At 66.6% G+C, this 11221-nt stretch carries 8 protein-coding genes; 6 read left to right on the forward strand and 2 right to left on the reverse strand.

What is annotated here, in order from left to right; translation table 11 throughout:
- Positions 1-37: 37 nt before the first annotated feature.
- The gene (locus tag AC6HZP_RS06130; protein WP_497525816.1) at positions 38-391 is read right to left on the reverse strand and encodes a hypothetical protein; all 354 of its coding nucleotides are present in this window, start codon (positions 389-391) and stop codon (positions 38-40) included.
- Between the two features lie 504 nt (positions 392-895).
- Between AC6HZP_RS06130 and AC6HZP_RS06135 the strand changes: the two genes are divergently transcribed.
- On the forward strand, positions 896-1462 hold the full coding sequence (locus AC6HZP_RS06135) for a carboxymuconolactone decarboxylase family protein (protein WP_497525817.1): 567 nt from the start codon (positions 896-898) through the stop codon (positions 1460-1462).
- A 63-nt stretch (positions 1463-1525) separates the two neighbouring features.
- Here the strand turns inward: AC6HZP_RS06135 and solA are convergent, their stop codons facing one another.
- Positions 1526-2689, reverse strand: coding sequence for an N-methyl-L-tryptophan oxidase (gene solA, locus AC6HZP_RS06140; protein WP_497525818.1), 1164 nt, complete (start codon positions 2687-2689; stop codon positions 1526-1528).
- A 237-nt stretch (positions 2690-2926) separates the two neighbouring features.
- Here solA and AC6HZP_RS06145 point away from each other — a divergent pair, with 237 nt between their 5' ends.
- The 5 genes from AC6HZP_RS06145 (at position 2927) to AC6HZP_RS06165 (ending at position 11214) form a co-directional block, all read left to right on the forward strand.
- Positions 2927-4975 carry a hydantoinase/oxoprolinase family protein gene (locus AC6HZP_RS06145; RefSeq protein ID WP_497525819.1) on the forward strand — a complete coding sequence of 683 codons (2049 nt, stop codon included), beginning with the start codon at positions 2927-2929 and terminating at the stop codon, positions 4973-4975.
- Positions 4972-6993, forward strand: coding sequence for a hydantoinase B/oxoprolinase family protein (locus AC6HZP_RS06150; RefSeq protein ID WP_497525820.1), 2022 nt, complete (start codon positions 4972-4974; stop codon positions 6991-6993). The genes AC6HZP_RS06145 and AC6HZP_RS06150 overlap by 4 nt, the downstream gene beginning before the upstream one ends.
- A gap of 53 nt (positions 6994-7046) precedes the next feature.
- Entirely contained in the window at positions 7047-8378 is a 1332-nt protein-coding gene (locus AC6HZP_RS06155; RefSeq protein WP_497526745.1) for an NAD(P)/FAD-dependent oxidoreductase, read from the forward strand.
- Between the two features lie 204 nt (positions 8379-8582).
- Positions 8583-10178 carry a phytoene desaturase family protein gene (locus tag AC6HZP_RS06160; RefSeq protein ID WP_497525821.1) on the forward strand — a complete coding sequence of 532 codons (1596 nt, stop codon included), beginning with the start codon at positions 8583-8585 and terminating at the stop codon, positions 10176-10178.
- Between the two features lie 199 nt (positions 10179-10377).
- On the forward strand, positions 10378-11214 hold the full coding sequence (locus tag AC6HZP_RS06165) for an IclR family transcriptional regulator (protein ID WP_497525822.1): 837 nt from the start codon (positions 10378-10380) through the stop codon (positions 11212-11214).
- The last annotated feature ends 7 nt before the right edge of the window (positions 11215-11221 follow it).

The following is an 11221-nucleotide window of genomic DNA, read 5'->3' on the forward strand; positions in this document are numbered from 1 at the left end:
CGACGGGCAGCCCTCCAAGGTGCCGTGAAGCAGGCCGTCAGGCCTTCATTTCCATCATGCACATCATCATCGGCATGCCGCCCATGCTCATCATCATGGGCATGCCGACGCCCATCATGCTCATCATGCGGTTGCAGCAGTCCATGAACATTTCCTTGGACATGCCTTCCATCGGCATCATCTCGCAGGACATGCCCTTGTCGGTCATGGTGCAGGTCATCTTCGCCATCATCATGGGCATCGGCATCATGCCGGGCATCATGTTACCCATCGGCATCATGTTGCCCATCATCGGCATCATGCCGTTCATCATGCCCATTCCGGGCATCATGTTCTGCATGGGCATCGGCATCATGGCGGGCATCGGCATCATCTGCATGGCATTGCTCATCTCAAAGTCTCCAGGATCTCTTTGGCGGCCGCTGCCGTCCATGTCTGGGCATCTAGACCCGCCCCTTCCGTCGGGCAATGGACCATTTTCGCGGCGCTGACGTTTCCTCCTAGCGAGCGGACAGGGTGTCGCAGGAGCGAGCGGCGACGATGAAGATTTCGATCTTTCGTCTGCTATAGCGGAATCGATAATTCGCGGCAGCGCGATTTTGGCGCGTGGGATGGCGTTGTTCGAACATCTTGGCGCGGGGCGGTCGCGAGAGGCAAATTTCTGCCATCGGCGATTCCGTCAGGCTGAAGCCTTGCCAACGCGATGCCTTCCTCTACGGAGCCGGCTTCGCAACGTGCACGGGTGTCGGATGGTCGGGCCTCAATCGGAGGGATGGTTGCACCGGTAAAGGAAGTCGGTGAACCTTCACATTCACAAGCACTTGTCCTATCGTGGCTTAAAATCAACCCAGCTTAGAATTCGCATTCTAAAAGTACGGATCTAGAGAGTATTCCTATGCCCATTTCTTCGTTTGATTGGAATTCTTCTGCCGCATCGCCTGAAATCGTCGAGCTGGCGAAGGCGGAGCAGGAGCGGGCGGGGCGCATCACCAACATGAAGGGCGTGCTGCTGCATTCGGCGCCGGCGTTCCATTTGTTCGGCGCCGTGCTGCCCCTGAAGCAGAGCCTGCAGAAGCGCCTCGGCGCGCGCGCCGTCGACATCTTCTCGCTGGCGATCTCCGAGGATGCGCAGTGCCTGCTGTGCTCGCTCTATTTCCGCCGCGCGCTCAAGGCGCATGGCGTCGATCCCGACAGCTACGAGCCGACTGAGGATGAGGCCGCGCTGATCGAGATCGGCCATCGCATTGCCGCCGAGCCCACGTCGCACTATGCCGCGCCGCCCGAGGGCCTGAAGGGGCTCGAGGCTCGGCATGGCGCGGAAATCGTGGTCGCCGTCGTCGCCTATGGCTCGGCGATGCTCGCGACCAACCGCCTGAACACGACGCTCGGCATTCCGATCGACGAGGATCTGCTGACGGCCGCCGACGTTGCCGGCCTTGCCTCCAAGGCAAGCGCCGCCTGAGTCGGCAGGATGGGCTGAGGTTTGCGAGGCCGGAGAGCGGACGCTCTCCGGCCTCACTTTTTTCTAGCCCTGCGGCAGGTCCCAGACGCCCGGCAGCGCCAGGGCGTCGCGATCGAAGCGGAAGGCGGAGATATCCGCCGGGGTCTCGCCGTCGGTCAGCAGTTCGGCGAGTGTGCGACCGATCACGGAAGCGAACTTGAAAGCGTGGGTGGCGCCGACCACGCAGACCGCGTTCGGATGGCCGGGAAGCCGGTCGAGGACGAAATCGCCGTCCGGCGTATGGGTGAGCAGGCAGGTCTTGGTGTAGAGGAGCGGCCCCGCCGCCCTCGGGATGTGATCCCTAAGGAAGCGAAGCACATCCTTCTCGTTCTTCTCGTCCGGCTCGAAGCCGCGCGTGTCCGGGTGGGTCGGATGAAAGCGGTCCTTGGCGATCTTGACGCCCGGGGCGCCATAGACGGGAAAGCCGTAATAGTTGTCGTGGATCATCCAGATCCAGACCGGGAAGCGCTCCGGCGCGAATTCGTCGAGATGCGGGCTCGCGACATAGCTGACCTGCTCATGCGTCACCTGGAGCGGCAGTTCGAGCCCGAAATGCGCCAGCAATCGGTTCGTCCAGGGCCCGGCGGCGATCACCAGCTTCTCCGCCTGGAACCGGCGTCCGCCGGCCGCGATCTCGTAGCCGCCGTTGATCTGCCGGATCTCGTCGATCGGCATGTTGTCGACGAGCGTCGCGCCGTTGTGGCGGGCGAGGCGGCGATGCGCCTCGTTCGCCTTGATGGCGGCGACGAGGCCGCCATCCGGCTGGTAGACGGCGTGGACCGTGTCGTCGAACTGGAACTGCGGAAAGCGGCGGCGCAGTTCCGCCGGATCGAGCCGGTCAAACCCGACGCCGCAGGCCGCCATGCTCTCGTTGTAGGCGCTCTCGTCGAGCGTCGTCTTCTCCGGCCAGAAATTGAGTTCCCCCGTCTTCAGGACCAACTGCTCGCCGCTATCCGCCTCGACCGCTTCCCAGGCCGCGTAGGCCTGCTCCGCGAAACGCACATAGGGGACCGTGTGGTAGGTCTTGCGGATGATCCGCGAGTGGTCGTGCGATTCACCGCGCCCATGCCCGAGCTCGAACTGCTCGAGGCCCAGCACGTCGCCTCCCGCCTGGTGCGAAAGCCAGTAGCAGGCGGCGCTGCCGAGCCCGCCCAGTCCCAGGACCGCGTAGGTGAAGCTGTCTTTCATGATGGGTTCCCAAGGCTGGAAGCGACGGCATTTTCCAATGCGCGAAAGTTCCAAATATTACAACAGCGATCCGGAATACGATACAAATTGCCTTTCTTTCTGCCGCTGCGCGGGTAAATTATGCTGGGCAAGACGTGCTTGATTTTGATCCGCTCCGTGGGTTGCGACGGGATCTCGCGTCGCCCGCGGTGACCATCTGGCCGTGCCGCGTTGCAGTTTGAAGGAGCGTTTTCGGCCATGAGCCAGAAGTCCCTGCGTTACCGCCTTGGCGTAGACATCGGCGGCACCTTCACCGATGTCCTGGTCATGGAGGAGGAGAGCGGCCGGCTCGTCGCCCTGAAAGTCCCGTCCAACCGCAAGAACCCGGAGGATGCGATCCTCGCCGGCCTCGGCCAGCTCGACGAGCGCCACGATATCGGCGCGTCGGAGATCGTCTATTTCTCGCATGGCACGACGCTCGGCGTGAACACGCTCTTGGAGCGCGACGGCGCCGAGGTGGGGCTTCTGACCACCAAGGGATTCCGCGATATCCTCGAATTGCGGCGGCTGCGGCTGCCCAAGGCGAACGACCTCTTCGTGCCGCGCCCGCGTGCGTTGGCGCCACGCCGCCGGGCCGCCGAGGTGGACGAGCGGATCGCGCAGGATGGCGAAGTCATCGTTCCGCTGAAGCGCGACGACGTCTTGTCCGCCGCCCGCCATCTGGTCGCGCAGGGCGCCTCGAACATCGCCATCTGCTTCCTGCATTCCTACCGCTTCCCGCATCACGAACAGACGGCGAAGGCGTGGATCCTGGAAGAATTCCCGGACCTCTACGTCATCGCCTCGTCCGATCTCTGGCCGCAGCAGCGCGAATATGAGCGCTGCCTGGTCAGCGTCATCAACGGCTATATCGGCGCGCGCATGCGCACCTATTTCGACACGCTGGAGGAGAAGACCCAGGCCGCCGGGCTCGAATGCCGCATCTTCTCGACCAAGTCGAATGGCGGTGTGATGGGCCTGGAAGCCGCCGGCGACCGGCCGGTCGAGACCCTCCTTTCCGGTCCCGCCTCGGGCGTGATCGGCGCCGCCTTCATCGGCCGGATGATCGGCGACGAGCGCCTCATCACGCTGGACATGGGCGGCACCAGCGTCGACATCGCCGTCGTCGACGGCGAGATCCCGTATTCGACCGAGAACACGGTCGGCGATTTTCCGGTGCTGCTGCCGGCCGTCGACGTCTCCGCCATTGGCGCGGGCGGCGGCTCCGTCGCCTGGCTCGACGCGGAGGGCGTGCTGAAGGTCGGGCCGCGCAGCGCCGGTGCGATCCCGGGGCCGGCCTGCTATGGCCGCGGCGGCACCGAGCCGACCGTCACCGACGCCTATGCGCTGCTCGGCATCATGGCGCCGAGCGGCCTGCTCGGCGGCGAGATGAAGCTCGATATCGAGAAGGCGCGGGCGGCGCTGGCGACGCTGGGCGACCGGCTCGGCAAGACGCCGGAAGAGACCGCCGACGCGATCCTGCAGGTGGCGACCGCCAACATCTATGCCGAGCTGGTGCCGCAGCTCGCCCGGCGCGGCGTCGATGCCGGCGAGTTCTCGCTGCTCGCCTATGGCGCCGCCGGACCGACGCATGTCTTCATGCTGGCGCGCGAGCTCAACATGCGGCGCGTGCTGGTGCCGCCGACGCCGGGCCTGCTCTGCGCGCTCGGCTGCCTGGTCGCCGATCTGCGCGCCGATTTCGTGCGCAGCCTCTGGCAGGATGTTCGCGATCTCTCGGACGAGACGCTCACGGACTGCTACGCCGTGCTGGAGGACGAGGCGCGCGAGTGGCTCGACAAGCAGCATGTCGACGTGACCGAGACCTACCTGATCCGCTCGGCCGACATCTGCTATGTCGGCCAGTCGTTCGAGCTGAATGTCGTGTTCCCGGACGAGCCGCGGTCAGTGGAGGCGTTGCAGCGCTGGTTCCACGACCGCTACGAGCTCGTCTACGGCTTCGCCGATCGCAGCAATCCCATCCGCGTGCTGGAAGCGCGCGTGCAGGTCGTCGGCGTCACGCGCAAGCCGAATTTCGAGGCGCTCCGCCCCTTCGCGACCGTCAGCGACAAGCCTGTCTCGTCGCGTCCCATCTACGAGCAGGGCAAGACGGTCACCGGAACGGTGCTGCAGCGTTCCTCGCTCCAGCCCGGCGACCGGTTCCTCGGGCCGGCGGTCGTCGAGCAGTACGACACCACCGTCTATGTGCCGGAGGGCTTCGAGGTCACGGTGGACAAATGGTTCAATCTCGTTGGGGAGCTGTCGCAATGATCGAGGACAAGATCGGTCTGGAAATCCTCAGCAACCGCTTCCAGGCGACCGTCGACGAGATGGCGCAGGCGCTGTTCCGCACGGCGCATACCGTCTTCATCAAGGAGACGCAGGACTACGGCGCCGTGCTGGTCAGCCCGGGCGGCGAAGTCTTCGCGGCGTCGCGGCGCTACGGCGTGCTGATGATGGTCGGCATGCCGATGGACGATGCCATCAAGGCGATGGGCGACGACGTCCGCGAGGACGACGTGTTCATGACCAACGACCCCGAGGCGACCGGGGGCATGTGCACGCATCTGAACGACATCTTCCTCTGGAAGCCGATTTTCCATGACGGCAAGCTGATCTGCTATGCGTGGACCTTCGTGCACATGTCGGATGTCGGCGGCCGCGTTTCGGGCAGCATCGCGCCGTCCAACCACGAGATCTACCAGGAAGGCATCCGCGTTCCGCCGCAGAAGCTCTTCAACCAGGGCAAGCTCGACGAAACCTTCCTGAAGATGTTCCTGGTCAATACCCGCACCGCCGACCAGAACTGGGGTGACATGAAGGCGTGCCTCGCCGCGCTTTCGACCGCCGAGCGCAGGGTCAAGGAGCTGCTGGACCGCTTCGGCGCGGAAAAGATCAGCCAGGGCATCGTCGACGTGCTGAACTACGCCGAGATCCAGGCGCGCCGCGTCATTGCGAGCGTGCCCGACGGAATCTACCGCTTCAGCGATTTCATCGAGGCGGACATGGTCGGGCAGGGCCTGCTCCGCGTCAATCTCAAGCTGACGATCGCCGGCGGCGAGATGCACATGGACTTCACCGGCACGGCGCCGCAGGTCCGCGCGGCGCTCAACCTGCCGAGCTTCAGCAAGACCGGCCACTGGATGCTGATCACCGGCGTCGTGAACTGGCTGTGCACGCGGGAACCCAACATCGCCTACAACGCTGGCCTCGTCCGGCCGATGAAGGTCCATATCCCGAAGGGGACGATCATCAATCCGGAGGCGGGCGCCGCCTATGGCGGGCGCTATTCGACCTCGCACAAGGTCTGCGACGTCATCATCGGCGCGCTCTCGCAGGCCGTGCCGGAACAGCTTCCCGCCACCGATTCCGGCCAGGGCTCGATCCTGCTCGTCTCGGTGCCGGACATGGCGACCGGCGAGACGCGGGTCAGCGTCATCCAGCCGCTGGTCGGCGGATCGGGCGGGCGTCCGGTCGATGACGGCGTCGACGGCACCATGGTCATCCTGAATTTCTTGAAGAACGTCCCGACCGAGCTGCTCGAGCACGAGATGCCGAACCTCCTGATCCGCCGCTATTCGCTGCGCGAGGATTCCGGCGGCGCCGGTCGCTATCGCGGCGGCACCGGCTCGATCGTCGAGTTCGAGACCAACGTGCCGTTCACGACGATCACGGCCCGCAACATGGAGCGCTATCTGTTTCCGCCGGCGGGACGAAAGGGCGGCACGCCGGGAACGACGGGCTTCACCACGCTCAATCCGGATACCGACCACGAGCGCGACATCGGCAAGATCGACATCCTGGAGATGGATGCCGGCGACGTGCTCAGGATCGGGACGCAGGGCGGCGGCGGCTATGGCGATCCGCTGGAGCGGCCGGCCAAAACCGTCTGGGAAGATGTCCTCGACGAATATGTCTCGATCGACACCGCGCGCGAGAAATACGGCGTCGTCGGCACCCTGGCCGGCGGGCTCGATCTCGCCGCGACCGAGGCGCTGCGGAAGGAGATCCGCGCGCTTCGGGCCGGTGCGCCGCTGAAGGAGTTCGATTTCGGACCCGTGCGCGAGGCCTATCACGCCCGCTGGCCGAGCGCCCTGCATGACGCGATCAGCGAGGCGACGCAGAACATGCCGCGCGTGCAGCGGCAGGTTTCCTACCGCGCCCTCTACACCGAGATCGATCGCCGGCTCGATGCCGGCGAGACGGTGACGGCGGACGACGTGCCGGGCCTGCTCCTCTCGCTGCAATCGTCCGGCCGGCGGCGCGCACCGGCCTCGTCGAGACGCTGACGGTGGCCTCTTCGGCGGCGCCGGCCGCCAGCCACGATGGGTCGCGGCGCGCCTTGCCATTGCGCGAGGTCGCGTCGGATGCCCGGCTGCCGAAGGCCGTCGATGTCGTCGTCATCGGCGGCGGCATCGTCGGCGCGTCGGCGGCCTGGCATCTGGCAAAGCGCGGCCTTTCCGTGGCGCTCTGCGAAAAGGGCGTGATCGGCGGCGAGCAGTCGGGCCGGAACTGGGGCTGGTGCCGCAACACGCTGCGCCATCCCGCCGAAATCCCGCTGATGCAGCAGAGTATGCGCGACTGGCGCGATCTCGCCGTGTTCGGCGCGCTCGACACCGGCTTCCGCACGAGCGGGATCCTCTATTCGTCCGGGCGCAACCGCAACGACGAGGCAAGCTACGCCGCCTGGCTCGCCTCGGTCGCGCGATACGGCCTCGATTCCCGGATGGTCACGGCTGCCGAAGTCGCCGGCCTCGTGCCCGGCGGTGCCGGCGCGGCCGTCGGCGGGCTGTATACCGCTTCCGATGGCGGCGCCGAGCCGGACCGCGCGACGGCCGTAATCGCCGAGGCGGCGCGCAACCTGGGGGCCAGCCTCCATGCGGAATGCGCGGTCCGGAGCCTCGAATTGCAGGGCGGCGAGCTCTCCGGGGTCGTCACCGAACAGGGACGGATCGAATGCCGGGCCGTGCTGCTCGCCGCCGGTGTCTGGTCGCGGCTCTTCGCCGGCAATCTCGGCATCGACCTGCCGCAGCTGAAGGTCATGGGCTCGGTGATGCGGACGCATCCGCTGCCGGGCGGCCCCGACGTCTCGGTCGCCGGGCGGCGGTTCGGATGGCGGAAGCGCAGGGATGGCGGCTACACCGTCTCGCAGGCCGACGCCACGATCTTCGACATCGTGCCGGACAGCTTCCGGCTCCTGTCGGATTTTCGCCCGGCCTTCGCCACCGGTCTGCGCAGCCTGCGGCTTCGGATCGGCCGGCGCTTCGTCGAGGAGGCGCGCCTCGCCCGGCACTGGCAAGAAGACGAGATCACGCCCTTTGAGCAGGTCCGCATCGCCGATCCGGAGCCGGCGGAACGGGTGCTGCAGGAAGCGGTGCGGGCGATTTCCGCCGCCTATCCGGTATTCGCCGGCATGCGCATCGCCGGCCAGTGGGGCGGGCTGATCGACGTGATGCCGGATGCGCTGCCGGTGATCGGCCCGGTCCTCTCGATCCCCGGTCTCTTCATGGCGACCGGCTTTTCCGGCCATGGCTTTGGCATCGGTCCGGGCGCCGGCCGGCTCGCGGCCGAACTGATCCATGGCGACGCGCCCTGCGTGGATCCGGAGGCCTTCCGCCTCGAGCGGTTCCGCCGCGCGCAGCCCGGGTCGGCCCGCGCTTACGGAACGTCCTGATGAACGCGGTTCCCGGGTTCCGGCCAGGAGAAAGCGCTGGCACCGGATCGCCAGAGGTGTCAACATACGCAATAGAGTATCATTATTTGGAACGTCTATCCTGCATCGATATCAGCGCCAGGCGCGCGGGATTTCCCCGCGGCGCGATGCGAGCGCTGCGACGCGAGGATGTGACGGGACGACCATCGAGTTGAGAAAGCCGGAATGAAGTATGACGTCGTCATCGTCGGGGCGGGCCATAACGGTCTCGTCTGCGGTGCCTATCTGGCCAAGGCCGGATTGAAGGTCTGCGTGCTCGAGCGGCGCGGACAGGTCGGCGGCGCCTGCGTGACCGAGGAAGTCTGGCCGGGCTACAAGGTCAGCACCGCCGCGCACATGCTGGGCCTGCTGCAGCCGCGCGTGATCCTCGATCTCGAATTGCAGAAATTCGGCTACGAAGTCCTGGCGACCCCGCCGATCGTCCAGCCGATCGAGGGCGTCGGTCCGGTCGTGCTCTGGCGCGAGACCGATCGCCTGGTGAAGCAGTTCGCGCGCTTCTCGCAAAAGGACGCCGCCGCCTATCCCGAATACATCGCCCATCTGGCGCGGCTCGGGCCGGTCTTCCGGCAATTGATGTGGGAGATCCCGTTCGATCCGAGCCGGCTCACGGTCGGCAATCTCCGCGATGCCGCCCTGTTCGCCTGGCGCAACAAGGGGCTGGTCGGCCGCTTCCACGAGGTGGCGGACCTGCTCACCATGAGCGCCTACGACTATCTGAGCCGCTGGTTCGAGTCCGACGCGGTCAAGGCCATCCTGGGTTACTACCCGGCCGGCGGCTCCGGCCAGAGCGTCGGCTTCCATACCGAAGGTACGGCCTATTTCCTGCTGCGCGGCTATCTGCGCGACAACAATACCGCAGCCGGCGGCACCGGCCTCGTGCGGGGCGGGATGGGCACGGTCAGCGACGCGATCGCGCGCTCGGGCGCCCGCTTCGGCATGGAGACGCGGGTTGACGCCGAAGTCGCCCGCATCCTCGTCCGCAACGGCAAGGCCGAGGGCGTGGTGCTGGCGAATGGCGAGGAGATCCGCGCCCGGCTGGTCGTCTCCAACGCGTCGGCCCGGCACACCTTCCTGAACCTCGTCGACGAGGCGGCGCTGTCGGACGAATTCCTCGGCGGCATCCGCAGCTTCGGTGGCCGGGCGACCGCCTTCAAGGTGCATCTCGCCGTGACGGAGCTGCCGAAATGGGACGGGATCGAGGCCTCCGGCTTCGGCCCGGGAGATCCTTCCCAGGTTACGATCGCGCCGAGCGTCGCCTATCTCGAGCAGGCCTTCGCGGATCTGCAGGCCGGCGTGCCGTCGCGCCGGCCCTATCTCACCGTTCAGGCGCCGAGCGTGGTGGATCCGAGCCTCGCCCCGGCGGGTCATCACCTGATGAGCATCTATGGCGGCCACATTCCGACCGGCCCCGGCGCCGATCAGGGCGAGGACACCAAGGAAGCCGTCCTGCAGCGCGTCCTGGAGACGATCCGGATCTTCGCGCCCGGTTGGTCGGGCGCCTATCTGCACAAGCAGGTGATGCTGGCGGCTGACTACGAGGCGGCTTTCGGCCTGCCCGGCGGCAATCCGCACCACGCCGATCTGACGCTGAGCCAGCTCTTCTTCCGCCGCCCGGCGCCGCGCTTCTCCGATCACTCCACGCCTGTGCGCGACCTCTATCTCTCCAGCGCTTCCAACCATCCGGGCGGCGGCGTCACCGGCATTCCGGGCTACAACGCCGCCCGCGTCGTACTGAAGCGGCTGGGGCGAAAAGCCGGCTAAAGGGGACGGTGCGCCCGATAGAAGCCGACAATCGCAGGTTTAGCGGCGCGGAAACGCGCGCCCGCTAAATGGAGGCGCGTTTCACATATTGGAATTTCGCGCCGGGCGCGCTACAGCCTTTCGACAGGACGGATGGGATTTCCGGCGGCGAATCGGGAGAGACGCTCCGGTTGACCGATGTCGATGTGGGGAGGCTGGCATGGAAACGACGGTCGTCAAAGGCTTCAAGGTGCTGGAAGCGCTGGCGCGCAGCCCGGGCAGCCGCACGCTGACCGACCTCGCCGCCGAATGCGGCATGAGCAAGAGCAACGTCCATCGCCTGCTGCGCACGCTCGAAGAGTGCGGCTATGTCGGGCGCGATGTCGACGCCAGGACCTACCGGGCGACGCTCCGGCTCTGGGAACTCGGCGTTCGCGTCTATTCGCGGCTGGATCTTCGGACTTATGCCGTCCGCCATCTGCGCGAGCTCGCCGAAGTGACCGAGGAAACCACCCATCTCTCCGTCTTCGACGGCGAGGGCGTCCTCTATCTCGACAAGGTCGACGGCATCCATGCCGTGCGCACCTATGTCAATGTCGGCGACCGCGCGCCGGCCTATTGCTCCTCCACCGGCAAGGCGATCCTCGCCTATCTGCCGGACGAGACAATCCGCCGTGTCAGCAGCGATCTGAAGCCGTTCACGGAGAACACGGTGCGCACGCCGGCGCAGCTCCGCGCCGATCTCGAACTGATCCGGCAGCGCGGCTATTCCGAGACGCGGGGCGAATATCGCCCCGGCGTGCTCGGCTTCTCCGCCGCGATCCGCAGCCCCTCCGGCGAGCCGCTCGGCGCGATCGGCGTCGCGGGCCCGGAGGAGCGCATGCAGTTGCGCGATCTCGACGCGACGATCGCGGCCGTGCTGACCGCCGCCCGCCGCATCGAGGCCGATCTCGGTTTCGGCCCGACGCCCTCGCTCGGCGAGACGGAGCCGGCGCCGGCTAAGCCGGCCGCCAAATCCGCCACAGCAAAACCGCGCCGCAAGGCGGCCGCCGAGTAGGGCGGCC

It is taken from the genome of Kaistia sp. SLG-1 (assembly GCF_059699055.1).